We start from the raw sequence: 25228 nt of genomic DNA, 5'->3' as shown, positions 1-25228 counted from the left end.
GAACCCGGACGGGGTGGTCGGTCAGTAGCGGTCATAGCAGTTCTCGGATGCGGTCCCGTACGCCGGTGTCGTCCTCGTTGACGTCGCTGATCTTGCTCTGGACCTGCTTGAAGAACCGCTTGACGACCCGGTTCGCGACCGGGTTGATGATGCGCTGGCCCATGTTCGCGATGCGGCCGAAGACGTCCGTGTTCGCCCACCACTCGACGTCGACGCCGCCGTCGACCTCGTGCAGCGTCATCCCGGAGGTCATGTCGAAACTGCTGTTGCTGGACTGGCCCTGGCCGGAGGCGTCCATCTCGGGCATCTCGCGCCTGTCGATGGTGATGACCGTCTCGAAGCGAGGTTTGACGCTGCCGACGCTCAACTGGAGCAGCGCCGCGTAGTGACTCCCCTCCTCGAAGGAACGCTCGGCGACGGTCTCCGGGTCGGCCTCCGGGAGCGTTGGCGGGTCCTCTCGTTCCGCTGCTTCGGCCTCGAGTGCCTCGAAATCCACGTCCGAGGGGTCCTCGGAGTCGACCTCCACGAGGAACTGACAGCCCGGCAGTGCGTTCTTGATCATCACCGGGTCCGAGAACGCCAGCCAGACCTCCTCGGTCGTCGCCCCTTCGAGCGTGAACGTCCCGTTGAACTCCATCTACTCCCAACCCCGAAGTGCAAGTGACTTGATAGCACTCATCGTGTTTACACGCGAAAAACAGAGTCCACGATTATAAACGCTTGCCCGTTTGGTACGTTACGAGACGGACATATTTTATCGGGACGGTGGCACCGATGCCGTGAACTCGTGGCTCGCACCAGTCGAACCGGCGATGCGTGACCCACCAGCCACCGCTGCTCGTATTCAGATTCTTATACGATTGGGCAGACCAGCTACCAGCCGGGTAGTGGAACCCTCGACGGACGGGCACCGACGCTCCGGGTGGCGGACGCTGCTACGCCAGTTCGACGTTCGTGAACTCGAAGCGCGCCCCGCCTGCCTCGCTGTCGGTCACGCTCACAGACCACCCGTGGGCCCGCGCGATCTCGTCGACGATGGCGAGTCCGAAGCCCGTGCCGCCGGGCTCCGACGTGTGGCCGGGTTCGAAGACGGCGTCGCGTTCGTCCGGGGGGACGCCGGCGCCGTCGTCCGCCACGTAGAACCCGTCGTCGAGCCGACCCACGGTGACAGTGACGTCCTCGCCGCCGTGCGCGTCGGCGTCCTGCCGAGTGTTCGAGGCGGGGCTCGTCGAACCGTGTTCGACGGCGTTCCGGAAGAGGTTCTCGAAGACGTGTCGCAGCCTGTCGCGGTCGCCCCGCAACTGGAAGTCGTCGGCGAGTTCCAGTTGCCCCTCCTTCGTCGACACCACCCGCCAGCAGTCGCCAGCCAGCGAGGAGACGTCGACGAGCTCCTGGTCGGCCACGGTCCGGCCCTGCTGGGCGAGCGTGAGCGTGTCCTCGATGATCGCGTCCATCCGGTCGAGGGCGTCGGCGACCCGCTCGAGGTTCTCCCTCGCGCCCCCCTCCTGGACCGTCGACAGCCACCCCTGTGCCACGTTCAGTGGGTTTTTCAGGTCGTGCGAGACGACGCCGGCGAAGTCGTCCAGGCGCTCGTTCTGCCGTTCGAGTTCGCGCTCGTACGCGAGGCGGTCGAGAGCAGTCTCGGCGTTCGCCACCAGGATCGACGCGAGTTGCTCGTCTGACTGCTCGAACGCTCCCACTGCGGAGTCGACGACCGACACCACCCCGTGCCCGCCGACAGGGAAGTACATCGCAGCGCGAGCCGTCCCGCGCTCGTAGCCGTCCTGGACGGTGCGAACGTCGTCGAAGACGCGTGGTTCGCCGCGGTCGTACGTCTCGCTCACCGGGTTCGCCCCCTCGAGCGGGTAGTCGGGGCGTTCACCCAGATCCGTCCTGGCCTGCTCGGTGACGGCCAGGGGGCGTAGCCGGCCGTTGTGAACGAGCCGAACGACGGTGCTCGTGAAGTCGAGGATCGAGTCCGCCGCCTCGGCGACGAGTCGCGCGACCTCCTCGCGGTCGGTCGCCTCCATGAGCTGTCGCGTCGCCGCGTGGAGCTCCCTGAGCTGGTGTTCGCGCTCCGTGCGCGCCGAGACGTCACGGAACACGCCCGCGATCAGCTCCCTGTTCTCCAGTTCGAAGACGCGGGCGTTGATCTCGACGGGGACGCGGTCACCGTCCCTCGTCTCGACGTAAACGTTCTCTCCGTCCGGGAACTCGGCGAAGATGGCCTGCTGTTCCGTCACGTGCCGGCCGAAGAGTTCGCGGTAGCGCGCCGCCTCGCCGGCCGGGTGGAGTCGGGTCTGGGGCTCACCGAGGAGGTCCGCCGGGTCGTAGCCGGTGAGTTCGGTCACCCGGTCGTTGGCCTCGACGATCTCGCCGGTGGCCACGTCGGCGATGACCACCGCGTCCGGGACTGCCGCGAGGATCGACTGGTGTTTCTTCTCGAGTGCGTCGTGTTCGCTGGTGTCCCGGACGACGGCCATCACCTCGAACTCGCCGTCGTGCCGAATCGGGCTCAGACTGACGTCGACGGGGATCGTCGACCCGTCCGCGCAGCGGGCGGTGAGGTCGAGACTCGCGCCCATCGGTCGCGTCTCCGGGTCGGCGATGTACGCGTCTCGCTGGGCGACGTGGGAGTCGCGGGCGTCCTCCGGCACCAGCACCTCGATGGGTTCGCCTAGCAGTTCGGCCGGGTCGTAGCCGAGCATGTCCTCGACGCGACCGTTCGCGTAGGTGATCCGTCCGTCGTCGTCGACGAGGACGATCGAATCGGGCGACGCCTCACAGATCGCTTCGTGTCGCTGCAGTGTTCCTCGGACCACGGTTGATGCGTTACCCCAGTCACTGAACGTGATAAGTTTGACTGGCAGTCCCACCGGTCGGGACGGGTGGACGTCGCCGTTCGCGGCGTCGCTACGTGCCGGTCACGCCTCGACGACCTCGACGAAGTTGCCGTCGGGGTCCCGGAAGAACACGATGGAGGCACCGGTCTCGATCTCCTGGGGGCCACTGACCGGGTCGACGTCCCCGGGGAGTGTCTCGTGGAACTCGTCGATGTCGTCGACGGTGAAGCCGACGTGTTTCGCGCCGAGCTGGTTGACGGCGTCGCCGGCTACGTCGTCGCCCGCAGGGTCGTACTCGACGAGTTCGACGAGACCGCCGCCGGCGTCGAGGTGTACGAAGTCGCCGGTGACGCCGTCGACGTCGATCGCGGTGCCGATCCCCTCGCCGGACAGTGTGAACTCGTCGGCCACTGGGAGGCCGAGCGTGTCGCGGTAGAACGACACTGCTTCGTCGAGGTCGCTCACGACGACGCCTACGTGGTGCATCCGTAGCTCCGTCATACCGGGTGGTTCTCGCCCCGTCTCCAAAGTTCCTGCCAGCGAGCGCCTGACGCCGGTCTGCCTCGGTAGCCCCTAGAGGTAAGGAACTCAGTGGCGTACCACACGACGAATGGCCACGACAGCGGCAGTCGTCACTGTCGGCGACGAACTGCTGGCCGGTGACGTCGAGAACACGAACGCCACGTGGCTAGCCAGTCGTCTCGCGGACCGCGGCATCCGCGTTCGACAGGTACGCGTCGTCCCCGACGAGGTCGCGGAGATCGCCGCCGCGGTCGCCGAACTCGGACAGGCGCACACGTTCGTCGTGACCACCGGCGGTCTCGGGTCGACGCCGGACGACGTGACCGTCGACGCGGTGGCCGAGGCGCTCGAACGGCCGCTCGAAGCACACCCCGAGGCCAGAGCGCACGTCGAGGCGGCGGTCGCGAAGATCCAGGAGGAGTACCCGGAGTTCGACCACGACGTCGAGGCTGGGTCGCGCTACCCTGCGGGGGCCCAGATTCTCCCCAACGAGGCGGGTATCGCCCCGGGCTGCGTCTGCGGCAACGTCTACGTCCTCCCGGGGATTCCCGAGGAGATGGAGGCCGTCTTCGACGTCGTCGCCGAGGAGTTCAGCGGCGACACGCGGTCGCGGACGGCCTACTCGCAGACCCCCGAGAGCCACCTGAACGACCTCCTCAACGAGGTCCGGGAGCGCTTCGACGTCCGCGTGGGCTGCTACCCGACGCCGAACCACCGCCGGATCCGTCTGGTCAGCGAGAACGCGGACGCTCTCGCAGAGGCGTACGACTGGCTCCTGCGGCAACCGGAGATCGACCCGCAGGAGGACGATTCGACGGCGACCAGCGAGTGAGCGCCCGACCGGCCTCGACACACCGGGCGAATCGTCGACGCGTGCACTATCTTCAAGTGCGAATATGTGGTATCCAATAGCATGGATCTCTTCGAGCCGGCGTCGCTGGGGGAGCTCTCGGTCCCCAACCGGGGGGCGTTCAGAGCGGTGCGCACTCGGTTCGTCGAGGACGGACAGCCCACCGGCGAACTCGCGGCCCACCTCGCAGCGCGCGCCGCGGGCGGTGCCGGCCTCGTCGTCGGGCCCGCCCAGATGCTCGTCCACCCGTCGGCGAGCGGACCCTCCTTCGTCGACGCCTACGAGGCCGACGCACTCCCGGGGCTGACGCAGGTCGCAGACGCGGTCCACGGACACGACGCCCGCATCGTCGGCCAGCTCACCCACACGGGTGCCGAGGCGGGCGGCGACTGGGAGATGCAGCCCCAGCTCGCACCGTCTGCGTCCCCCTCCGACGCCACCTACGAGATGCCGAAGACGATGGAGCGCCGGGACATCGAGGGCATAATCGACGGCTTCGCCGACGCCGCGCGGAACCTCGAGAGTGCGCGCTTCGACGGCGTCGAACTGTCCGCCGGCCCGTTCTCCGTGCTCCGGCAGTTCCTCTCCCCGCGGTACAACACCCGCACCGACGAGTACGGCGGCGACTGGCCCGCCCGCGCGCGGTTCGTCAACGAGACACTCGCCGCTGTCTCGGACGCCATCGACGGGCCGGTGGGACTCCACCTCTCGCTGGCGGAACTCGAGTACGGCGGCTACGAGTTCGACGACGTCCCCCGCATCCTGGAGGTGGTCGAGGGGTTCGACTACCTCTCGTGTACGGTCGGGACGAACACCTCATACAACCAGACGCATGCCGGCGTCTCCGTCGTCGAGCCGGAACTGCTCGGTCCCATCGAGACGGCGGCCGCGGAAGTGGACGTCCCGGTGGTCGGGCGGCTCCCGTTCACTACCGTCAGCGACGCCGACGCGCTGTTCGACGCCGGCGCCGACTTCGTGAGTTTCACGCGGCAACTGCTGGCCGACGAACGGACCCTGTCGAAGGCCGCCGGTGGCGAGCGCGTCGACCGGTGCATCCAGTGCAACCAGAAGTGCCTCGAGGGCGTCTACGGACACGCCCACGGCGGCCACGTCGAGTGCGTCGTCAACCCGCGGACCGGGCGGGAGTCCGAGCTCTCGGCGCTCGAGGACGTCGAACCCGCGGCACTCCCCCAGCGCGTCCTCGTCGTCGGTGGCGGACCGGTGGGCCTGCGGTTCGCCGCGGTAGCCGCGGACCGCGGCCACGACGTGACGCTCCGCGAGGCCAGCGACAGTCTCGGTGGCCAGCTCGGGCTCGCCGCTCAGGGGATGCTCGAACCGCTCGCCCGGTCTGCCGAGGACCTCGAAGCCGCGGTCCGGGAGGCCGGTGTCGACGTCCAGCTGGACGCTCCCGTCGCCGCGGAGGACGTCGACCGGTCGTGGGACGCGGTGGTCGTCGCGACGGGCGCCACGCGCCCGGACACCGAGACGTACGACTTCGAGGGCGACGTCGTGAACGCCTTCGATGTGCTGGCTGGCGCCGCGGTCGGCGACGACGTCCTGCTCTTCGACGAGAACCGCTGGGTGATCACGATGCAGGTCGGGCTGGAACTGCTTGCGCGCGGGGCGACCGTCGAGATGGTCTCCAGCGACCACTACCCGGGGTTCCGAACGGAGCAACCGAACCTGCCCGGGTTCGTCTCGGCGCTCCAGGGGGAGGGCGCGACGTTCACGGGGAACCACACGGTGGACGCCGTCGACCCCGACGGGACGGTCACGCTCCGGAACACGCTGACTGGGGCCACGGACACCCGAATTCCCGACACGGTCGTCGTCGCAGGGCGGCGGCAGGCCGACGAGTCGCTCTACCTCGAACTCGACGAGCGCCGGGACGACGTCTACCGCGTGGGCGACGCGGTCTCCCCCCGGAAACTCGACCGCGCGTACTACGACGGCGAACTGCTCGCCCGCCGCCTGTAGTAGCCACGGCAGGGCTACCGGCCGCGACGCCGACTCAGACGAGGCGTTCGTACAGCCACTCCGTCGCTCGAGCCGGCAGCAGGCGGTCGGCGAGGACGGCGACTCTGGCGTCCCACCCGACGACGTAGCGGGCCTCGGGGTCCGTCGAGACGGCCGCCTCGTAGACGACGTCGGCGACCCGGTCGGGCGACACCGCGGTCCGCTCGGAGAGCCGCTGGGCGACGTCGACGACGCGGCGCAGTCGCTCGTACACTGGTCGTTCGTGAACCGAGCCCTGCGTCTCCCGGAGGCGGTCGTCGAAGCCCGTGCGGACGGCGCCCGGTTCGACGAGGACGACGTCGACGCCGAAGCCGGCGACCTCCATCCGGAGCGCGTCGCTCAGCGCCTCGAGCGCGTGTTTCGACCCGGCGTACGCACCACTGGTGGGGTAGACGACGCGCCCGAGCAGACTGGAGACGTTGACGATGGCCCCCGATTCGGCCGCTCGCATGTGTGGGAGGACGGCCTGTACGAGCCGCACGGGTCCGAAGACGTTCACCTCGAACTGCGCGCGGAGCCGGTCGACTGGCACCTCCTCGACGGCGCCGGCCTGCCCGAATCCGGCGTTGTTCACGAGACAGTCGATGCGGTCGTCGCGTTCGACGACGGCGTCGACCACGCGGTCTACCTGCTCGGCGTCGGTGACGTCGAGTGCGGCCGTGCGACAGCTCTCGCGGGCGAGTTCGGCGACGTCAGCCGGGTTCCGCGAGGTCGCCCAGACGCGCCAGCCGGCCGCCAGGAACCGGCGAGCGGTCGCTCGGCCGATGCCCGAGGAGCAACCGGTGGTGAGGACGACTGGCGTCGGTTCTGGTGGCATGGTCACTTCGCGAGCATCCCCGCGTCGACGGGGAGCGTGACGCCGGTGACGTAGCGGGCAGCGTCGCTGGAGAGCCACATGTACGCCTCGCTCACGTCTCGCGGTTCGAGTAGCTGGTCGTCGATGACGTTCATCGAGCCACTGGCGTCGGAGACAGCGTTCAGTGCCGCCTCCCCGACCGTCTCCAGGGTGCCGTCTATCATCGGCGTGTCGACGCCGGTCGGGGCGACACAGTTGACGTTGACGTCGTACTCGGCGAGTTCGAGGGCGAGCGTCTTGGTCAGTCCGACGATTCCGTGCTTCGCGGCGGTGTAGTGGCCCGACCCCCTCGCGCCGACGAGGCCGGCGGTCGAGGCTGTGGAGACGATCTTCCCGCCGTCGCCGCGGTCGACGAAGTGCTTACCGACGTGCTTCGCACAGCGCCACGTTCCCTCGAGGTCCGTGTCGACGGTCTCGTCCCACGTCCGCTCGTCCATCTCCGCGAGGTCGGTGACGGTCCAGATGCCGGCGTTGTTCGCGAGGACGTCGACGCGCCCGAACTCGTCGAGTGCCTCCTCGACGGCCGACTCCACCTGGTCCTCCTCGCGAACGTCGACCTGGATGGGCAGTGCTCGCCCGCCGGCGTCCTCGACCTGGCTGGCGGTCTCCTCGAGGTCCTCGGCGCTCGCGAGCAGGTACGGCGCGCTCTCTAGGTCGCGACAGGCGTCGGTGACGACCACGTCAGCGCCGTGTTCCGCGTAGGTGACCGCATGCGAGCGACCTTGGCCGCGTCCGGCGCCGGTGACGAACGCGACCTGGCCGTCGAAGTCGTAGCTCGGCACTACCGTGTGGGTTGTTCCCATGGTCGGAACTAGCTTGTGGTGGTCGTGGGACGGTGGCGCCCCACCCGAATGTACTTCGGGTGTCACGTGGTAGCTGTGTGCACGATGATCGTGCTCCACGCGACGTTCCCCGTCGAACCCGACCGGCGCGAAGAGGCCCTCGATCTCGTCGAGACGCTCGTCGAGCAGTCGAACGAGGAGGAGGGGATGTTGGAGTACCGGGCCGCGATCGACGTCGAGGACGAGAACACGATCCGGTTCTTCGAACAGTACGACGACGAGGAGGCATTGGCAGCACACAACCAGACGGACCACTTCCAGGCCTTCGAGGAACGACTCTCGGAACTGCTGGCCGGCGAACCGGAGGTCGTGAAGTTCGAGGTCAGCGACACGACGGACGTCGACCTGTAGCGCGGCGTCGGTCCGGAGAAGGGTGCTTCGGGGTCCCCGAAGCAGCGCGGGTGCACGCTACTTCGCGAGGAACCCGGCGTCCACCGGGAGGTAGATGCCGGTGACGTAGCGTGCGGCGTCGCTGGAGAGCCACATATACGCCTCGCTGATGTCCCTCGACTCGAGCATCCCGCCGTCGCCGAACAGGTTCCACGGACCGGTGAGTTCGGTCATCTCCCCGAGTGCCTCCTCGCCGTACGCCTCGGTGAACCCCGAGATCATCGGCGTGTCGATTCCCGTGGGTCCGATGCAGTTGACGTTAACGTCGTACTCGGCGAGTTCGAGGGCGAGCGTCTTCGTCATCCCCACGACGCCGTGCTTGGCCGAGACGTAGTGTGCCTGCCCCGGCAGGCCGACCGCCCCTGCGGTCGAGGACGTGGAGACGATCTTGCCGCCGTCGCCGCGGTCGATGAAGTGCTTGCCGACGTGCTTGGAGGCCAGCCAGACACCCTTGAGGTTGGTGTCGACGAGTTCGTCCCACGTCCGCTCGTCCATCTCGGTCGCGTCGGTCATCGACGCGATACCCGCGTTGTTGGCGAGGAAGTCGATGCGCCCGAACTCGTCGAGCGCCTCCTCGACGGCGGCTTCCACGTCCGCCTCATTCGAGATGTCTGCTTCGACGGTGAGCGCCTGCTGGCCCTCGTCCTCGACGAGACTCGCCGTCTCTTCGAGGTCGTCGCCCGACGCGAGGTCGTAGGGGACCGACTCCTTATTCTCGCCGATGTCGAGCGCGACGACGTCGGCGCCGTGTCTCGCGTAGTGCTGTGCGTGTGACCGTCCCTGACCGCGTCCGGCACCGGTGACGAACGCGACCTTGTCGTTGAAGTCGTATTCTACCATTGGTCTGTGTGTTGCGTGTTACTTCGACGTCGCTCCGGCGTCTACCGGGAGTGCGATACCCGTGACGTAGCGGGCAGCGTCGCTGGAGAGCCACATGTACGCCTCGCTGATGTCGCGCGATTCGATCATCTCGCCCGGTTCGAGGACGTTCATCGGACCGGTCAACTCCCCGATCTCCTCGAGCATCTCCGGCCCGTAGGCCTCCATGAAGTTGGTCATGCCCGGACTGTCGAGCGCCGTCGGACAGACCGCGTTGACGTTGACGTCGTACTCCGCGAGTTCCAGCGCCAGCGTCTTCGTCATCCCGACGACGCCGTGTTTCCCCGCCGTATAGTGGCCGGTACCGGGCGCTCCGACGAGACCCGCGGTCGAGGACGTGGAGACGATCTTGCCGCCGTCACCGCGGTCGATGAAGTGCTTGCCGACGTGTTTCGAGCAGAGCCAGACGCCCTTGAGGAGGGTGTCGATCACCACGTCCCACTCCGCCTCGTCCATCTCCGTCATGTCCGACATCGGCCAGAGGCCGGCGTTGTTGGCGAGGAAGTCGATGCGCCCGAACTCGTCGAGCGCCTCTTCGACGGCCGACTCCACCTGGTCCTCCTCGCGAACGTCCATCTCGATGGCGAGCGCCTGCTGGCCTTCGTCTTCTACCATCTGGGCGGTCTCCTCGAGTTCGTCGCTCGTCCCCATGTCGTACGGAACGGCCTCGAAGTTGTGGCCAACGTCTGTGACGACTACGTCGGCGCCGTGTCTCGCGTAGTGCTGTGCGTGTGAGCGTCCCTGGCCGCGCGCTGCGCCGCTGATAAACGCGACCTTGTCGTTGAAGTCGTACTCTGGCATTGTCCTGTACCGTTATTTCGCCGTGTGGCCGGTATCTACTGGCAGTACGATGCCGGTGACGTAGCGGGCGGCGTCGCTGGAGAGCCACATGTACGCCTCGCTGATGTAGCTCGCGTCGATGCCCGGGTCCTCGGGCGTGAAGATGTTCATCGGGCCGGCCACCTCCCCGATGGCACTCAGCGCCTCCTCCCCGTAGGCCTCGATCATCCCCGGAACCATCGGCGTGTTCACGACGGACGGCGCGACCGCGTTGACGTTGACGTCGTACTCGGCGAGTTCGAGGGCGAGCGTCTTCGTCATCCCCACGACTCCCCACTTCGAGGCGACGTAGTGGACGATTCCGGGGTTGCCGGTCATCCCGGCCTGCGACGTCGTCGTGACGATCTTCCCGCCGTCACCCCGGTCGACGAAGTGTCTCCCGACGTGCTTGGCGGTCAGCCAGACACCCTTGAGGTTCGTGTCGACAACCTCGTCCCACATCGCCTCGTCGAGTTCGGTCGCGTCGGAGACGGTGACGATACCGGCGTTGTTCGCGAGGATGTCGATGCGGCCGAACTCGTCGAGGGCCTCCTCGACGGCGGCTTCGACAGCCGATTCGTCGCGAACGTCCATCTGGATGGGCAGCGCTTGCTGGCCCTCGTCCTCGACGAGACTCGCCGTCTCCTCCAGTTCCTCACTCGTCCCCATGTCGTAGGGGACCGTGTCGATGTTCTCCGAGACGTCCGTGACGACGACGTCCGCCCCGTTCCGTGCGTAGTGCTGTGCGTGCGAGCGACCCTGGCCGTGGGCGGCACCGGTGACGAACGCGACCTTGTCGTTGAAGTCGTAGGTTGGCATGGTTGTTGGGCGAGTCGCTCTGTCGTCACTTCGCGAGGAACCCCGCGTCGACCGGGAGCGTGATGCCGGTGACGTAGCGAGCGGCGTCACTGGAGAGCCACATGTACGCCTCGCTGATGTCCCTCGACTCGAGCATCTCGTCCGGGTCGAAGATGTTGAACGGTCCGGCGAGCGCCGCGGCGCCCTCGTCGAGCACCTCCTCGCCGTAGGCCTCGACCATGCCGCTCACCATCGGCGTGTCGATGGCAGTGGGTGCGACGGCGTTGACGTTGACGTCGTACTCGGCGAGTTCGAGGGCGAGCGTCTTCGTCATGCCCCGCACGCCGTGCTTGGCCGAGACGTAGTGTGCGTTCCCGATGGGGACGCCCGAGAAGGCGGACGTCGAGGCGGTGTTGACGATTTTGCCGCCGTCGCCGCGGTCGATGAAGTGCTTGCCGACGTGCTTGGCGGTCAGCCAGACGCCCTTGAGGTTGACGTCGACGAGTTCGTCCCACGTCTCCTCGTTCATCTCCGTGGCCTCCGCGATGGACTCGATGCCGGCGTTGTTCGCGAGGATGTCGATATGGCCGAACTCGTCGAGGGCCTCCTCGACGGCGGCCTGTACCTCGGCCTCCTCTGAGACGTCGGCCTCGACGGTGAGGGCCTGCTGGCCTTCGTCCTCTACCATCTGGGCTGTCTCCTCGAGTTCGTCGCTCGTCCCCAGGTCGTAGGGTACGGTGTCCTTGTTCTCGTTGAGGTCGAGTGCGACGACGTCGGCGCCGTGTCTCGCGTAGTGCTGTGCGTGCGACCGTCCCTGGCCGTGGGCGGCACCAGTGACCAACGCCACCTTGCCGCCGAAGTCGTATTCTACCATGGTCTGGAGCTGTCTGGTCGGTCGGTGGTGTCACTTCGCGGTGAATCCGGCGTCGACGGGGAGCGTGATGCCGGTGACGTAGCGAGCGGCGTCGCTGGAGAGCCACATGTACGCCTCGCTGATGTGCTCCGCGCCGATCATCCCGCCGTCGCCGAACAGGTTGAAGGGGCCGGTCATCTCCGCGATCTCGTTGAGCGTCTCCTCGCCGTAGGCTTCGACGTAGCCCGAGATCATCGGGGTCTCGATGCCGGTCGGGGCGACGGCGTTGACGTTGACGTCGTACTCCGCGAGTTCGAGGGCGAGCGTCTTCGTCATCCCGCGCACACCGTGTTTCGTGGCGACGTAGTGGCCGTTCAGCGGCGTCCCGACGTACCCTGCGGTCGAGGACGTCGTGACGATCTTGCCGCCGTCGCCACGGTCGATGAAGTGCTTGCCGACGTGCTTCGAGCAGAGCCAGACACCCTTGAGGTTGGTGTCGATCATCTCGTCCCACATCTGCTCGTCCATCTCGGTCATCTCCGAGCCGTTGAAGATGCCGGCGTTGTTCGCGAGGATGTCGATGCGGCCGAACTCGTCGAGGGCCTCCTCGACGGCGGCCTGTACCTCGGCCTCGTCGCGGACGTCCATCTCGATGGGCAGCGCCTGCTGGCCCTCGTCCTCGACGAGACTCGCCGTCTCTTCGAGGTCGTCCGGCGTACTGAGGTCGTACGGGTTGGTCTCGACGTTCTCACAGATGTCCGTGAGGACGACGTCGGCGCCGTTTCGTGCGTAGTGCTGTGCGTGCGAGCGACCCTGACCGCGTCCGGCACCGGTGACGAACGCGACCTGGCCGTCGAAGTCGTACTGTGGCATTGGTGGTCACCGGGAACGAACGTCGGTTCTGCTACCACGGGTTTGTTATTCGTTCCCAATTGACAGTCAACTTCTCAACCCATAAATATGGCGCACAGTTGACTATAAAACGTAAGTATTGCCGGTGGAAGTAACAGAGAGTTACTGCCCGTCACGGCACGAAGCAGGCCCGGGCGCGACGAACATCCCTCTCGAAACGTAGTGTGTGGTTGTCTCCCTGGTACCCTCAGTCCTCCAACCCCAGTTCGCGGCGGACGTCGTGGAAGGCGCTCATGACGTCCTTCTCTTCCTCCTCGAACGGGAGCCGCTGGAGTCGGTGGTTCAGGGCCATCCTGGCGACGCGACGCACCGTCCGCGCCGAGACGGCCGGCTCCGACTCGAACGCCGCGAGCGTCCGCGCCGCGCGTCGCAGCGTGATGTCGCCACGGTGGCCGTCGACGTCGAGTTCGATGTTCATCCCCGCGACGAGTCTCGCGACGTCGTCGCCGAGTTCGACGGCCGGGAGGCGCTCGCGCGCCCCGACGATGTCGTCCCGGAGGTCCGCCTGCGCCGCCGCGTACTCCGCGCGGAACGCGTCCGGGTCGGCCTCGAAGGTCGCCCGCCGCTGGCTGATCTCGACGCGGTCGTCGACCTCGTTGACACCCTCCACGTCCACGACGAGACCGAAGCGGTCGAGCAACTGGGGGCGCAGGTCGCCCTCCTCGGGGTTCATCGTGCCGACGAGGATGAACTCCGCCGGATGTCGAACGGAGACGCCTTCGCGTTCGACGATGTTCTCACCCATCGCTGCCGCGTCCAGCAGGACGTCGACGATGTGGTCGTCGAGGAGGTTGACCTCGTCGACGTAGAGGATGTTGCGGTTGGCCTCCGCGAGGATGCCGGGTTCGAACTCGCGTTCGCCCTCCCGGACGGCGCGCTCGAGGTCGATGCTGCCGACGACGCGGTCCTCGGAGGCGTTCAGCGGCAGGTCCACCACGCGCATCGGTCGGGAGCGTGAAGGGAGGTCCTCCCCGGCAGCCGTCCGTTCGCGGCACTCGGCGCACATCCGGTCGCGTTCGTCCGGTGGACAGCTGTACTGGCAGTCCGCGACCACCTCGATGTCCGGCAGTACGTCGGCGAGCGCACGCACGGCCGTTGACTTCGCGGTCCCCCGTTCGCCCCGGATGAGGACCCCGCCGATGTCGGGGTTGACGGCGTTGAGCACCAGCGCCCGTTTCATCTCCTCCTGGTCGACGATGGCGGTGAACGGGAACGTCTGGCTCGCTGTCTCCCGGGCGTCGCGTGTCGTCTGGGTCGTGTCGTGGTCAGTCATCGGTTGTGTCCTCCGTCTGTCGACTGCTGCGTCGCTGGGCTGGCGGCCGTTCGGGTGCCGCCGGGGTCCGGGTCACGCCTCCTGCCCCTCCGAGTCCTGGTCCGTCGGGAGCTGTGTGTCCCGCGGGAGTTCGACCAGTGGCAGGTAGTCGGCGCCCATCGTCTCCGCGAACGTCTGGTTCCGCTCGAAGCGCTTGCGCTTCATCCGCTCGGCCTTCCGTGCGGTCCAGATCTCGTCCGGCGTCGTGTCGAGTTCGTAGCCGGTGTCGACGAACACCGAGGGGACGTCGGCGTCGGCGAACAGCGACGCCGCGCGGAGCGCGTCCTCCCTCGCGTCGCCGTCCTCGCGGTAGTCCACGTTCGACTGGCCGTCCGACAGCAGGACGACCAGCGGGTACAGGTCCTGGTCGCGGCGCTTCTCGCGTTCGACGATGCGGTAGGCCTCAACGAGTCCGTGCGCAAGCGGTGTGTTCCCACCGACGGTCAACCGCGAGACGGCGTCCCGGGCCATCCGGTGGTTCCGCGTCGGCTCGACGAGCGTGAACGCATTCTCGCCGCGGAACACGACGACGGCGACCCGGTCCCGGGCGCGGTAGGCGTCCTCGATGAGCGACAGCAGGCCGCGTTTGGTCTCCATCATCTGGCGGCCACTCATCACGCTCCCGCTGGCGTCGACGACGAACACGACGAGCGCTCGCGCGGTCCGTTCTCGGAGCTTCTGCCGGAGGTCCCGTGCTTCGACGACGATGCCACTCTGGTCCTCGGGCTGTCGCGTCCGCTGGTGGGGTGCGGCCGCCCGGACCGTCGCGTCGATGGCCACGTCGTTGACGTCCTCCTGGAGCCGCGAGCGGACGTAGCGACCGCTCCGGACGGCGACGCGCGACGGGGTCCGACGCGCGAGCGCGTCCCGCATCGTCCGGTCCCGTTCCGGGTCGATGGCGGTCCGGTCGACGTCGTAGGACTCCTCGCCCTCCGCGATGGGGAGGCCGCCGCCCTCCGTGTCCGCGGTGTCGTCGCCCTCGGGTTCGTCGTCCTGGTCCTCCTCGCCTACCGCCTCTTCGTCGCTCTCCGAGGACATGACGCCCTCGCCGAAGGACATCTCGGCGACGCCCTCGACGCGGTGGGGGAACACGAAGTACTGGGCCTCCGCCACGTGCGCGCCGTTCACCACGTCGTCGCCGTCCAGCGCGGCGATGGTTCGCGCGACGCGGTTGACGGCGATGTCCGCCCGCATCCCGTGCGCTCGCTGCCGGACCGCCTCGTAGGACGCCTCGTGCAACACCGACGTCGGGACGTCGACGGCGGTGAGTCGCTGTCTGGCCGACCGGATCCGGTCGGCCAGTTCGCGCTGTTCGTCGGCGTACGCCGCGCGAAACGCCGCCGGGTCCGCGTCGAAGCGCTCCCGGCGCTCGGCGATCTCGACGCGCTCGTCGGCGTCGCCGCTGGCTACGACGTCCACCAGCAGGTCGAATCGGTCGAGGAGCTGTGGGCGCAACTCGCCCTCCTCGGGGTTCATCGTGCCGACGAGGACGAACTCCGCCGGATGTCGAACGGAGACGCCTTCGCGTTCGACGATGTTCTCACCCATCGCTGCCGCGTCCAGCAGGACGTCGACGATGTGGTCGTCGAGGAGGTTGACCTCGTCGACGTAGAGGATGTTGCGGTTGGCCTCCGCGAGGATGCCGGGTTCGAACGTCTGGCGCCCCTCGCGGACCGCCGACTGCAGGTCGATGCTGCCGACGACGCGGTCCTCGGAGGCGTTCAGCGGCAGGTCCACCACGCGCATCGGCCGGTGTTCGACGGGGAGTTGCTCGCCAGCGTCCGTTCGTTCGCGGCACTCGGCGCACATCCGGTCGCGCTCGCCCGGTGGACAGCGGTACGGACAGTCCGCGACGACTTCGACTGGCGGGAGCACGTCTGCGAGGGCACGGACCGCCGTGGACTTCGCGGTCCCCCGTTCGCCCCGGACGAGGACGCCGCTGATGTCGGGGTTGACGGCGTTGAGTACCAGCGCCCGCTTCATCGCCCCCTGGTCGACGATGGCGGAGAACGGGTACGACTCCTCCATGTCACTAGTACACACGGTCGTGATATCTTAAACAACTGTCGGCGGCTCTGGCGCCCGTCGCTGCCTCGCAGACGCCGCTGTCATCGGCGATACATCTTTATTCCTGCTGGGAGTAACTCTTTGCTAGATAATCTCACTCAATCAATGACCGAGATGCTCTTCACGCCACGGCGGATCGGCCCGGTGTCGGTCAAGAACCGGACGGTGTTCCTCGCCCACGAGACGGGCTTCGCCGAGGACGGCCTGCCGACCGAGCGCGACGCCGCCTACTACGAGGCGCGGGCCCGCGGTGGCGTCGGCCTCATCGTCGGTCCGTCGAGTATGCTCGTCCACCCGAGTTCGTCGAACCCGATGTACGCGACCGGGTACGACCCCGACGTCGTCCCCCGGTTGCGGATGATCGCCGAGGCCTGCCACCGCCACGGCACCAAGGTGTTCGCGCAGCTCCAGCACACCGGCGGCGAGGACACCGGCGAGGCAGCGATGCGGGAAACGTGGGCGCCGTCGGCCGTCCCGACCGAGTACGGCTACGAGATGCCCAAGCGGATGGAACAGGAGGACATCGAGGAGGTGAAACTCGGCTTCGCGAAGACCGCCGAACACTGCAAGGAGGGTGACCTCGACGGCGTCGAACTGAAGGCCGGCCACGACGGCATCCTCCGCCAGTTCGTCTCCCCGAAGTACAACCACCGCACGGACAAGTACGGCGGCTCCATCGACAACCGCGTCCGCCTCGTCAACGAGGTGGTCGAGGCCATCCGCGACCGGGTCGGCGAGGAGTTCCCGGTCGGCATCCGCTTCTCGCTCGACGAGATGGAGGACGGCGGCTACGACTACGACTACGCCGTGGAGGTCATCCGCCGTCTCCACCCGAGTCTGGACTTCATCGACTCGGACATCGCCACCATCTCGAAGCTGTACATCACGGACGCGCCGATGCACGCGCCGCTGGGCTACACGGCCGAGTACTACGGCGCCGCCCGGGAACTCGTCGACATCCCCGTCATCGCCGCCGGCCGCATCAACGACCTCACGAAGGCCAACGACATCCTCGAGGAGGGTCGCGCGGACTTCATCGGGATGTGCCGACAGCTCATCTGCGACGCCGACACCGTCCGGAAGGTCCGGCAGGGTGAGGACGAGGAGGTCACCCACTGCATCGCGTGCAACCAGAACTGCCTCGGCGGCATCCACACGAACGGCCACGTCGGCTGCATCCAGACGCCGCGCTCCGGCCGCGAGACGAAGATTCCGCACGTCGAGGACGTCGATGAGACCCGGTCGCCCCGTGAGGTACTGGTCGTCGGCGGCGGCCCGGCGGGGCTGTCGTTCGCCGTCACGGCGGCCGACCTCGGCCAGAACGTGACGCTCCGCGAGCGCGAGGACGACCTTGGCGGCCAGTCGAACATCGCCACACAGGTCGACTCGCGGCGGGAGTTCGGCGACGCCGTCCGCAACCTCCGCAACCAGCTCGACAACCGCGACGTCACCGTCGAACTGGGGGCCGAGGTGACCCCGGCGGACGTCTCGCCGCGCGCGTGGGACGACGTCGTGGTCGCCATCGGCGCCAGCGAACGCCAGCCGGACCTCGCCGGCCCGGACGTCCACCGCTCCTGGGACGTGCTACAGGGCGAACCGGTCGGGGACTCCGTCGTCGTCTTCGACAACAACAAGCACGCGGCCGGCGTCAGCGTGGCGGAGTTCCTCGCGACGAGCGGCCACGACGTCACGTTCGTCACGACCTCGTACCATCCGGGCGACCAGATGGAGGGGACGAACGTCCCGCCGTTCCTCGAGACGCTGTACGAGCACGGCGTGGACATCGTGACTCACAACACCATCATCGGCTTCGAGGACCAGGAGCTGCAACTGCTCAACGTCTACTCCGAGGAGCTGACGACGCTGCCGACGGACTCGCTGGTCGTCGCGGAGCGCCGGGAGGCCAGAACCGGGCTCGCGGGAGCGCTCGAAGCGCAGGGGTTCGACGAGGGGTCGGTGCACAGGATCGGCGACTGCGTCGCGCCGCGACTCATCGACAAGGCGATCTACGACGGCGAGATGCTGGCGAGGGAGCTGTCCGCATGACCCCGCGTCGTCGGGTCCGCTCGCGGCACCTCGCCCGCAGTAGCGCGCTCACGACGACCGTTCGAGGGAATCCATGACAGGAGAGTTGCTCATCGTTCCGGAGTCCGAGGACGTAGCGCTACTCGAAGAAGCACACCGGCTGGTCGAGGTGCTCGACGACCAGGTGGGCGACACGCCCTCGGTCGTCGCCGTGGCGTTCGACGGAGTCGTCCAGCCGGCCGCGGTGCGCGCCGGCAGCCCCGACGAGGTCGTCCACGTCGTTCGCGAGGAGGGGACGTTCACCGCGGGGGCTGCCGGCGTCCGCCCCCGGAGTGAGGCGCTCGCGGACCTCGCCGCGGACGCCCGTGCAGTGCTCCTGCCGGACACCGCAGACGGCACCGACCTCGCGGCGGCAACGGCCCGGCGACTTCGGGGCGGGTGCGTCACCGACTGCCTGCTCAGGGTCCGCGAGGGCGAACTGCTCGCCGGTCGGACGGCGTACGGCGGCCGGGCGTACGCCGAGATATCCTTCGAGCGCGGGCCGCCGGTCGTGACGCTCAACACGGAGGCCCTCGGGACGCCCTCGGCGCCGCCGACCGGAGCGCCCGCCGAGCGCACCGTCGAGGTCGACGTCGAGACGGACGAACGGGTCCGCCACGTCGAGACGTTCGAGGTCCCCGAGTCGGACCTCGCGAAGGCGCGGCGTATCGTCGCCGGCGGCTTCGGTCTGGGCACGCCGGACGGCTTCGACCTCGTCACCGAACTGGCCGACGCGCTCGGCGCCGCCGTCGGCGCGTCCCGCCCGCCCTCCGACGAGGGTTGGGTGCCCTACGACCGCCAGATCGGCGTGACGGGCAAGGAGATCGACGTCGAACTGTACGTCCCCGTCGCCATCTCCGGGGACTCCTACCACATGCGCTCGGTGAACGCGGAGTTCCTGATCCCCATCAACACCGACCCCGAGGCCCGCATCTTCAACTTCGCGGACGTGGGCATCGTCGGCGACGTCTACGAGTACGGGCCGGCGCTGGTCGAGGCGCTCCGGGAGGCCGCGGTGGGCGACGACAGTGGTGGCGAGGCCGCCGAGGAGGTGGCCGAATGACGGCCGTGGACTTCGACGTCGTGGTCGTCGGGGCGGGTCGGGCCGGCACCGCCGCCGCGTACAAACTCGCCGCCGAGGACTTCGACGTGGCGCTCGTCGAGCGCGCGAAACAGCCCGGGATGAAGAACGTCACGGGGGGCGTCCTCTACGGACAGATCCTCGCGGACCTCGTCCCCGAGTTCCCCGAGGAGGCGCCCCTGGAGCGCCACGTCGTCGAGCACAACATCAAACTGCTCCACGGCGACGCGGAGGTCTCGATCGGCTACCGCGACATGGACCTCCTCGAGGAGCCGAACTACACGCTGATGCTCGGGAAGTTCGACCGTTGGTTCGTCGACCGCGCCGTCGACGAGGGCGCGGTGTTCGTCCCGGAGACCACGGTGCGAGACGTCACGCAGGCCCGGGACCACGCGGTCGTCCACACCGACCGCGAGAACGGCGACCTGGCCTGTCACGCCGTCATCGGTGCCGACGGTGTGAACACCACCGTGGGGCGGGCGACCGGCATCCAGCGGACGATGCGCAACCCGGACATGGCGCTGTCGGTGAAGAAGGTCATCGACGTCGGTCGTGACACCATCAACGAGCGGTTCAACCTCGACAGCGACGAGGGCGCGGCGTACATCTACACGGGCTTCCCGGAGGGCGCGCCGACCATCGGCTACTTCATCTACACGTACGACGAGTACATCTCGGTCGGCGCCGTCGGCGGCCTGGAGGTGCTCCGGTGGCTCGGCGACGAGGGGTACGCGGAGAGCGGGACGCCGCTGTACTCGCTGCTCGAGGAGTTCGTGGAACTGGACACCGTCCGGCCGTACGTCCAGGGCGAGAGCCTCCAGGAGTACCAGGGAATCCTGCTGCCCGAACTCTCCTACGAGTCGCTCCCGGACCGCTACGACCGCCGTATCGCGCTAGTGGGTGACGCCGCCGGTCTCGTGCTCAACAAGGGGTACACGTTCCGCGGACTCGACTACGGCATCAAGAGCGGTCTGCTCGCCGCGGAGTCCGCCATCGCCTGCGACCGCGAGGGCAACTGGGAGGCGTTCGGCCGGCGCTACGACCAGTGGCTGGAGAACTCCTACGTCCTCCAGGACATGAAACAGCACCGCCACCTCCCGGAGTTCCTGAAGAACGAGCGGATGTACGGCGCCTACCCCGGAATCGCGACGGAGACGTTGCGCGGGATGTACTCGGCCGGCAGCGACGCTCAGGGGTTGACGTGGAAGCAGGCCTACCGCGCGTTCCGCAACAGCGACGCCGGCTTTCTGGACCTGCTGAAAGACGGCTACCGGGGGCTGCGTTCGCTGTGAGGGTCCGAACCGACCAAAGACCAATGACCATCGACGCCGACTGAGAACACAGAGATGAGTTATCACAGCACACACCAGCCGACGAACCGGGGAGGGACGGACTGATGGGTGTCCAGGACAGCCTCGAGACGGTGCAGTGGGACGTCAGCGAGGCGGCCCACATCACCGTCGACAACGACTACTGCGTCACCTGCGAGGACAAACCGTGTCTCCACCTCTGTCCCGCCGAGTGCTTCGACTACCAGGCCGACCAGAAGGGCGGCATCTACTTCGCGTACGAACCGTGCGTGGAGTGTGGCGCCTGCATGGTGTTCTGCGGGAACGACCCCGAGAAGGGCGCCGTCTCCTGGTCGAAGTCGGAGGGCGGCAAGGGGGTCGAGTTCGACTTCGGGTGACCATGCGACTCGACAACCGAACGGCCGTCGTGACGGGCGGGGCGAGCGGGATCGGCGCAGAGACGTCGCGGGTGCTCGCCGAGCGAGGAGCCGACGTGGTCGTCGCGGACCTCGACGCGGACGGCGGCGAACAGACGGTCGCGTCCATCGAATCGGACGACGAGACCGCGGGGAGTGCGTCGTTCGTCGAGACCGACGTGAGCGACGAGGACGCCGTGGCCGCGATGGTCGACCACGCCGAGGAGACGTTCGGGAGCGTGGACGTACTCGTCAACAACGCGGCCGTCGCGTCGCGGGAGGCCGACGGTCCCATCACGGAGTTCTCCGAGGAGGGCTACGAGTTCCTCACCGGCATCAACCTCCGGGGGCCGATGTACGCCTGCAAGCACGCCATCGCCGCCATGCTCGAGACGAGCGACGGCACGGGCGTGGTCGTCAACAACGCCTCCATCGCGGCGCTCGTCGCCGAACCCGGGATGGACGTCTACACCGCGACGAAGGGCGCTCTCGTCTCGCTCACGCGCTCCATCGCCGTCGAGTACGCGCCGGAGATACGGGCCAACACCATCTGCCCGGGCGTCGTCCAGACACCGATGCTGGAGGCGGCGATGGACGACGACGGCGACGACAGCGACGTCCCCGACACGCTCGCGTCGATGGTCGAGGAGACGCCGCTCGGGATGGCCGACCCGGTAGACATCGCCCGCACCATCGCGTTCCTCGCGTCGGCGGACGCGGCGTTCGTGACCGGGGCGACGATTCCCGTCGACGGGGGGTACACGGCACGATGAGAGCAGTCGTCACCGCACGCCCGGAACCGCACCGCGTCGTCGACGACGACGGGAACGCCGACCCGTACCGCTGGCAGTTGAGCATCGACGACCGCGTCGCGCTTGAGGCCGCCCACCAGGTCGCCGACGAGGTCACGGCCGTCGGCGTCGGCGGGGAGACGGCCGAGGACTGCGTGCGTTCCGCGCTCGAACGGGGCGCCGACCGGGGCGTCCACGTCTCCTTCGACCCGGTCGAGCGCACCGCCGGCGAGAAGTTCGCGACAGTGCTCGCGCGCGTGACCGCCCGCGAGTCACCGGACGCGCTGTTCGTCGGGCAGTCATCGTCGTTCTCCGGTTCTGAGATCGCGGGCCTCGCGGCCGAACGACTCGGCTGGCCGAGCGCGACGCGGGCGACCGAACTCGGGCCGGAGCACCTCGACGTCCCGGTCGAGGTGAGCGAGGACGAACTGGCTGTCCAGCGCAAACTCGCCATCGGGCGCCAGGAGGCCGTCGCCGTCGCCCTCCCGGCCGTCGTCGGCGTCGACGCCGGGTTCGCGAACCCGACGCGCGCGCCCCTCGACACGGTCATCGCCGGCCGGCGAGCGAGCATCGAGACGGTGGAACTGACCGACGTCGCGCCCGGCGAGTCCCGGTTCTCGATGAGCGTCGGGGCGGCCACCGTCGAACACGTGCGACCGAACGAACGCTGGGGCCGTGGTCGGCCACCGCGGACCGGGACAGTCGAGGAGCGCATCTACCGGATGCTCGGCCGGGGCACCGGCAGGACCCGGAGCGCCGGCGAGCGCATCGAGGCGCCCCCGGAGGAGGCCGCCCAGCGCGTCGTCGCGTTCCTCCGCGAGAACGAACTACTGTAGCCGGTTCCGCTCCGACCCCACGTTCGACGACGGAACCGCCCCCGTTCTGGCGCTCGTGAGTCGGCCAGCGCCGGGTCCGGAGAGTCGGAACCGCCCGGTCGGGTCGAGGTGGGCGAGCGTGCGGTGGCCGAACGCGCCGCGGTAGACGCCGTACTGGTAGCCAGCCTGGTCGGCGAGGTAGTAGCCCGCGTAGCCGACGAACGACCCTCCGGGGCGGTGGACGGCGTACTCGACGACCAGCGGAAGGAGCGCAGCCAGGGCGAGGCTGGCCCCGAGCGCGAGGCCGACGGTTGGCGCCACGAACCACGCGAGCAGCGCGACGACGAGGACCGGTCCGCTGTAGTACCGCGTCACCTCCCGCGAGAGCGCATACACCGTGGAGACGGCTTCGCGTCCCCGGCTCCGGACGACGTCGCGGACCGAGACGACCGACTGCAGACGCCGGTACTGCCGGAGGGTCGTCGCGAGTCGAGCGAGCAGTCCGGCGCCGCCGAAGAGGCCCGCGGCACCGAGCGCAACCGTCCCAGTGACTCCCGGCGAGAGCAGACCGGCGACGGCGAGGACCACGACGAGGAGCGCGTCGAGTGGAACGCGAACACGGGTTCCCTGTCGGCCGTACTCGCTGGCGAGCAGCGCCTCGGACGCGCCGTAGGTCGACCGACGCCCTGCGAGGTCCCCGTGCGAGCGCCGGTAGTCGTGGTGGACGACGCCCGTGGGCGTGTAGACGGCGTCGAAGCCGGCGGCGAGCGCGCGCCAGCAGACGTCGACGTCCTCCGCGACGTCGCGGTCGGGGAACGGGGCGGCCTCGAAGACGGCTCTGCGGCCCACGAGGTTCGCCGTCGGGAGGTACGGCGTGTCGCCGTGCGGGTCGACGCGGGAGCCGTAGGCGCCCATGTCCAGCGAGGAGGCGACGCCCTCGTAGGCGCTCGCCGTGCTGTCGCCCGCCGGCCGGACGCGCCCGCCGATCAGGTCGTGGCCCGCCAGACACGGCACGAGGTCGGCGAGCCACCCCGCCGTCGGACGGCAGTCGGCGTCGGTGAACGCGACGATGTCGTGGGTCGCCGCTTCGACGCCGCGGTTGCGCGACGCGCCGATGCCGAGCGGGTCGTCGGCCGACCCTACCTGGACGACCCTGATTCGTCCCTGCACGGCGAGCGTGTGGCCGGCCGCGGCCTCGCGCGTGCCGTCGGTGGAGCCGTCGTCTACGACCACGACCTCGTAGTCGGGGTAGTCGAGTGCGGCGAGCGCGTCGAGGCACGCCAGGAGTTGCTCGCGGTCGTCGCGGACGGTGACGACCACCGACACCGGCGGCTGAAACGAGGGGTCGCGTCCCGGGCGCCAAGCGAGGAAGCCGCGCTCGTGGAGGCGCTTAAAGAGGTCGACGACTGCGTCGACGCCGTACGTCGTCTCCGCGGCGACGGTCGCCGGCGACCGGTACGCTTCGTCGTCCAGCGTCGCAAGGAGGTCGACGGCGGCGTCGTTGAGGCCCGTGGCGACGAGTGGCTGCGTCGAGACGAGGACACTGCCGACGATAGCGGCGGAGTCGCGCAACCGGTACTCGCCGCGACGCTCCACCTGGGCAGGAGCCGACATGCGGGGTCAGTCGCCAGAGAGGATGGCCCGGAGCTGTGGGTCCTCGCCGTCCGGGTCCGAACTCCCCATCGCCACGGCGGGACAGCCCTCGTGGTCGTCGATCTGGCTGCGGAGGTTGGCGATCTCGTCCCACGCCGCCTGGAAGCCGTCCTCGACGACGTTGCCGGACGCGAGGTGGTCCCACTGGGTGAACGCACAGGGGAAGACGTCGCCGACCGGGTCGACGAGGCAGGTCATCGACCCCGCGCCGCACTGCTTGAGGGTGTTGTTGCGCACCTCGCCGAGGGCGTTGAGGTAGAAGAAGGAGTCCCCCGTCCGGACGTCGGGGTGGTCCTCGATCCACTCGTGGAGGAACCGAATCTGGTCCTCGCGGAGTCGGAACTCGTCCCAGGTGTCCTCGCCCCGTCCGCTGGGCCGGAAACGGTTGAGGCGCAGGCCCGCGCCGTGGGCCTCCGCGAGGTCGTAGATGTCGGGGAGGTCCGCGACGTTCTGGCGGGTGACCACGGTGTTGACCGTCGTCCCGATGTCGCGGTCCTCCAGTCGTTCGAGGGAGTCGAGGACCTGGTCGTAGACGCCGTCGCCGCGGATGGCGTCGTTGTCGGCGCGCAGGCCGTCCATGCTCACCTGCAGGAACAGCGGGTCCATCGCCTCGACGCGGTCGAGGGTCGCCTCGTCGAGTTGCGTGCCGTTCGTGCTCACGCACGTCGAGATGTCGCGGCTCGTGAGCTCTGCGAGCAGTTCCAGCATGTCGGGGCGGACGAACGGTTCGCCGCCGCCGATGTTCACCTGGAAGACGTCCATTTCGTCGAGTTCGTCGATGAACGCCCTGGCCTGCTCCGTGGTGAGCTCGTTCGGCATCTGGTGGCCGGGTCCGCTGCCCGAGAGGCAGTGGTCGCAGTGGAGGTTACAGCCCAGCGTCACCTCCCAGGTGATGGTGACCGGCGCGGACAGCGGTTCACCCGCCATCCGAGAGCACCCCGCGCTCGACCAGCGAGTCGACCACGGCCGGCGAGAACGCGGCTTCGACCTCCGAACGGGGTCGCGGCTCCTCGACGAACTCCAGGACGTCGATGACGGTGTCGCTGACGGCGTACATCGAGGCGTCCTCGTAGCCGTAGTTCTCGTGGTCGTAGACGAGACCTCCCTCGGGTTCCCGCCGGAACTTGACGTGGGCGGGCCGGAAGACGGTCGCTGGCATC

24 protein-coding genes are annotated in these 25228 nt (G+C 68.5%); 9 read left to right on the top strand and 15 right to left on the bottom strand.

Annotated elements, in window-relative coordinates; all coding sequences use genetic code 11:
* Positions 1-31 precede the first annotated feature (31 nt).
* From LT965_RS16520 to LT965_RS16510, 3 genes are all read right to left on the bottom strand, one after another.
* Positions 32-637, bottom strand: coding sequence for an SRPBCC family protein (locus tag LT965_RS16520; RefSeq protein ID WP_232701959.1), 606 nt, complete (start codon positions 635-637; stop codon positions 32-34).
* Between the two features lie 298 nt (positions 638-935).
* On the bottom strand, positions 936-2822 hold the full coding sequence (locus LT965_RS16515) for a PAS domain-containing sensor histidine kinase (RefSeq protein ID WP_232701958.1): 1887 nt from the start codon (positions 2820-2822) through the stop codon (positions 936-938).
* 102 nt (positions 2823-2924) lie between these two features.
* On the bottom strand, positions 2925-3344 hold the full coding sequence (locus LT965_RS16510; protein ID WP_232701957.1) for a VOC family protein: 420 nt from the start codon (positions 3342-3344) through the stop codon (positions 2925-2927).
* 109 nt (positions 3345-3453) lie between these two features.
* Here LT965_RS16510 and LT965_RS16505 point away from each other — a divergent pair, with 109 nt between their 5' ends.
* On the top strand, positions 3454-4197 hold the full coding sequence (locus LT965_RS16505; RefSeq protein ID WP_232701956.1) for a competence/damage-inducible protein A: 744 nt from the start codon (positions 3454-3456) through the stop codon (positions 4195-4197).
* Between the two features lie 81 nt (positions 4198-4278).
* A complete protein-coding gene (locus LT965_RS16500) occupies positions 4279-6192 on the top strand; it encodes an oxidoreductase (protein WP_232701955.1) in 1914 nt (637 codons plus the stop codon).
* Between the two features lie 34 nt (positions 6193-6226).
* Here the strand turns inward: LT965_RS16500 and LT965_RS16495 are convergent, their stop codons facing one another.
* Together LT965_RS16495 and LT965_RS16490 are read right to left on the bottom strand one after the other, a co-directional pair.
* Positions 6227-7048, bottom strand: a complete 822-nt coding sequence (locus LT965_RS16495) for an SDR family oxidoreductase (RefSeq protein ID WP_232701954.1) — start codon at positions 7046-7048, stop codon at positions 6227-6229.
* A 2-nt stretch (positions 7049-7050) separates the two neighbouring features.
* Entirely contained in the window at positions 7051-7869 is an 819-nt protein-coding gene (locus tag LT965_RS16490; protein WP_232701953.1) for a mycofactocin-coupled SDR family oxidoreductase, read from the bottom strand.
* Positions 7870-7974: 105 nt separating this feature from the next.
* Between LT965_RS16490 and LT965_RS16485 the strand changes: the two genes are divergently transcribed.
* On the top strand, positions 7975-8280 hold the full coding sequence (locus LT965_RS16485) for a putative quinol monooxygenase (protein ID WP_232701952.1): 306 nt from the start codon (positions 7975-7977) through the stop codon (positions 8278-8280).
* Between the two features lie 57 nt (positions 8281-8337).
* Here LT965_RS16485 and LT965_RS16480 read toward each other — a convergent pair whose 3' ends face one another.
* The 7 genes from LT965_RS16480 to LT965_RS16450 form a co-directional block, all read right to left on the bottom strand.
* Positions 8338-9159, bottom strand: coding sequence for a mycofactocin-coupled SDR family oxidoreductase (locus LT965_RS16480; RefSeq protein WP_232701951.1), 822 nt, complete (start codon positions 9157-9159; stop codon positions 8338-8340).
* Positions 9160-9177: 18 nt separating this feature from the next.
* Positions 9178-9999 (bottom strand): mycofactocin-coupled SDR family oxidoreductase, encoded by an 822-nt coding sequence (locus tag LT965_RS16475; RefSeq protein WP_232701950.1) that lies wholly within the window; start codon positions 9997-9999, stop codon positions 9178-9180.
* 12 nt (positions 10000-10011) lie between these two features.
* Positions 10012-10836, bottom strand: a complete 825-nt coding sequence (locus LT965_RS16470; protein WP_232701949.1) for a mycofactocin-coupled SDR family oxidoreductase — start codon at positions 10834-10836, stop codon at positions 10012-10014.
* Positions 10837-10861: 25 nt separating this feature from the next.
* Entirely contained in the window at positions 10862-11689 is an 828-nt protein-coding gene (locus tag LT965_RS16465; RefSeq protein WP_232701948.1) for a mycofactocin-coupled SDR family oxidoreductase, read from the bottom strand.
* Between the two features lie 30 nt (positions 11690-11719).
* Positions 11720-12541, bottom strand: coding sequence for a mycofactocin-coupled SDR family oxidoreductase (locus LT965_RS16460; RefSeq protein WP_232701947.1), 822 nt, complete (start codon positions 12539-12541; stop codon positions 11720-11722).
* A 226-nt stretch (positions 12542-12767) separates the two neighbouring features.
* Positions 12768-13853 (bottom strand): magnesium chelatase ATPase subunit I, encoded by a 1086-nt coding sequence (locus LT965_RS16455; RefSeq protein ID WP_232701946.1) that lies wholly within the window; start codon positions 13851-13853, stop codon positions 12768-12770.
* A 72-nt stretch (positions 13854-13925) separates the two neighbouring features.
* Positions 13926-15920 carry a VWA domain-containing protein gene (locus LT965_RS16450; protein WP_232701945.1) on the bottom strand — a complete coding sequence of 665 codons (1995 nt, stop codon included), beginning with the start codon at positions 15918-15920 and terminating at the stop codon, positions 13926-13928.
* Positions 15921-16064: 144 nt separating this feature from the next.
* Here LT965_RS16450 and LT965_RS16445 point away from each other — a divergent pair, with 144 nt between their 5' ends.
* The 6 genes from LT965_RS16445 (at position 16065) to LT965_RS16420 (ending at position 22436) form a co-directional block, all read left to right on the top strand.
* Positions 16065-18005, top strand: a complete 1941-nt coding sequence (locus LT965_RS16445) for an oxidoreductase (RefSeq protein ID WP_232701944.1) — start codon at positions 16065-16067, stop codon at positions 18003-18005.
* Between the two features lie 73 nt (positions 18006-18078).
* On the top strand, positions 18079-19086 hold the full coding sequence (locus LT965_RS16440) for an electron transfer flavoprotein subunit alpha/FixB family protein (RefSeq protein ID WP_232701943.1): 1008 nt from the start codon (positions 18079-18081) through the stop codon (positions 19084-19086).
* Entirely contained in the window at positions 19083-20396 is a 1314-nt protein-coding gene (locus LT965_RS16435) for an FAD-dependent oxidoreductase (RefSeq protein WP_232701942.1), read from the top strand. The genes LT965_RS16440 and LT965_RS16435 overlap by 4 nt, the downstream gene beginning before the upstream one ends.
* A 104-nt stretch (positions 20397-20500) precedes the next feature.
* Positions 20501-20791: a ferredoxin family protein gene (locus LT965_RS16430; RefSeq protein ID WP_232701941.1), complete on the top strand. Its 291-nt coding sequence runs from the start codon at positions 20501-20503 to the stop codon at positions 20789-20791.
* Between the two features lie 2 nt (positions 20792-20793).
* Positions 20794-21582, top strand: coding sequence for an SDR family NAD(P)-dependent oxidoreductase (locus LT965_RS16425; RefSeq protein ID WP_232701940.1), 789 nt, complete (start codon positions 20794-20796; stop codon positions 21580-21582).
* On the top strand, positions 21579-22436 hold the full coding sequence (locus LT965_RS16420; protein WP_232701939.1) for a hypothetical protein: 858 nt from the start codon (positions 21579-21581) through the stop codon (positions 22434-22436). The genes LT965_RS16425 and LT965_RS16420 overlap by 4 nt, the downstream gene beginning before the upstream one ends.
* Here the strand turns inward: LT965_RS16420 and mftF are convergent.
* The 3 genes from mftF to mftB2 are packed head-to-tail and all read right to left on the bottom strand — an operon-like array spanning position 22428 to position 25227.
* Positions 22428-24029 carry a mycofactocin biosynthesis glycosyltransferase MftF gene (gene mftF, locus LT965_RS16415; protein WP_232701938.1) on the bottom strand — a complete coding sequence of 534 codons (1602 nt, stop codon included), beginning with the start codon at positions 24027-24029 and terminating at the stop codon, positions 22428-22430. The genes LT965_RS16420 and mftF overlap by 9 nt on opposite strands.
* Positions 24030-24035: 6 nt before the next feature.
* Positions 24036-24995: a mycofactocin radical SAM maturase gene (gene mftC, locus LT965_RS16410; RefSeq protein ID WP_232701937.1), complete on the bottom strand. Its 960-nt coding sequence runs from the start codon at positions 24993-24995 to the stop codon at positions 24036-24038.
* Positions 24985-25227 (bottom strand): mycofactocin biosynthesis chaperone MftB2, encoded by a 243-nt coding sequence (gene mftB2, locus LT965_RS16405; RefSeq protein ID WP_232701936.1) that lies wholly within the window; start codon positions 25225-25227, stop codon positions 24985-24987. The genes mftC and mftB2 overlap by 11 nt, the downstream gene beginning before the upstream one ends.
* Position 25228: the final 1 nt, after the last annotated feature.

Origin of the sequence: Halobacterium wangiae (assembly GCF_021249345.1) — an archaeon.
Taxonomy (GTDB): domain Archaea; phylum Halobacteriota; class Halobacteria; order Halobacteriales; family Halobacteriaceae; genus Halobacterium; species Halobacterium wangiae.
Note: the sequence above shows the minus strand (reverse complement) of the source record. Positions and strands in the feature narration are given on the sequence as shown.

Coding starts and splice junctions, on each gene's coding strand:
- LT965_RS16455 (WP_232701946.1), bottom strand. CDS start 13,853: ATGACTGACCACGACACGACCCAGACGACACGCGACGCCCGGGAGACA.
- LT965_RS16435 (WP_232701942.1), top strand. CDS start 19,083: ATGACGGCCGTGGACTTCGACGTCGTGGTCGTCGGGGCGGGTCGGGCC.
- LT965_RS16445 (WP_232701944.1), top strand. CDS start 16,065: ATGACCGAGATGCTCTTCACGCCACGGCGGATCGGCCCGGTGTCGGTC.
- LT965_RS16465 (WP_232701948.1), bottom strand. CDS start 11,689: ATGGTAGAATACGACTTCGGCGGCAAGGTGGCGTTGGTCACTGGTGCC.
- LT965_RS16450 (WP_232701945.1), bottom strand. CDS start 15,920: ATGGAGGAGTCGTACCCGTTCTCCGCCATCGTCGACCAGGGGGCGATG.
- LT965_RS16475 (WP_232701950.1), bottom strand. CDS start 9,999: ATGCCAGAGTACGACTTCAACGACAAGGTCGCGTTTATCAGCGGCGCA.
- LT965_RS16470 (WP_232701949.1), bottom strand. CDS start 10,836: ATGCCAACCTACGACTTCAACGACAAGGTCGCGTTCGTCACCGGTGCC.
- LT965_RS16460 (WP_232701947.1), bottom strand. CDS start 12,541: ATGCCACAGTACGACTTCGACGGCCAGGTCGCGTTCGTCACCGGTGCC.
- LT965_RS16420 (WP_232701939.1), top strand. CDS start 21,579: ATGAGAGCAGTCGTCACCGCACGCCCGGAACCGCACCGCGTCGTCGAC.
- LT965_RS16425 (WP_232701940.1), top strand. CDS start 20,794: ATGCGACTCGACAACCGAACGGCCGTCGTGACGGGCGGGGCGAGCGGG.
- mftF (WP_232701938.1), bottom strand. CDS start 24,029: ATGTCGGCTCCTGCCCAGGTGGAGCGTCGCGGCGAGTACCGGTTGCGC.
- LT965_RS16440 (WP_232701943.1), top strand. CDS start 18,079: ATGACAGGAGAGTTGCTCATCGTTCCGGAGTCCGAGGACGTAGCGCTA.
- LT965_RS16430 (WP_232701941.1), top strand. CDS start 20,501: ATGGGTGTCCAGGACAGCCTCGAGACGGTGCAGTGGGACGTCAGCGAG.
- LT965_RS16480 (WP_232701951.1), bottom strand. CDS start 9,159: ATGGTAGAATACGACTTCAACGACAAGGTCGCGTTCGTCACCGGTGCC.
- mftC (WP_232701937.1), bottom strand. CDS start 24,995: ATGGCGGGTGAACCGCTGTCCGCGCCGGTCACCATCACCTGGGAGGTG.
- LT965_RS16510 (WP_232701957.1), bottom strand. CDS start 3,344: ATGACGGAGCTACGGATGCACCACGTAGGCGTCGTCGTGAGCGACCTC.
- LT965_RS16500 (WP_232701955.1), top strand. CDS start 4,279: ATGGATCTCTTCGAGCCGGCGTCGCTGGGGGAGCTCTCGGTCCCCAAC.
- LT965_RS16505 (WP_232701956.1), top strand. CDS start 3,454: ATGGCCACGACAGCGGCAGTCGTCACTGTCGGCGACGAACTGCTGGCC.
- LT965_RS16495 (WP_232701954.1), bottom strand. CDS start 7,048: ATGCCACCAGAACCGACGCCAGTCGTCCTCACCACCGGTTGCTCCTCG.
- LT965_RS16520 (WP_232701959.1), bottom strand. CDS start 637: ATGGAGTTCAACGGGACGTTCACGCTCGAAGGGGCGACGACCGAGGAG.
- LT965_RS16485 (WP_232701952.1), top strand. CDS start 7,975: ATGATCGTGCTCCACGCGACGTTCCCCGTCGAACCCGACCGGCGCGAA.
- mftB2 (WP_232701936.1), bottom strand. CDS start 25,227: ATGCCAGCGACCGTCTTCCGGCCCGCCCACGTCAAGTTCCGGCGGGAA.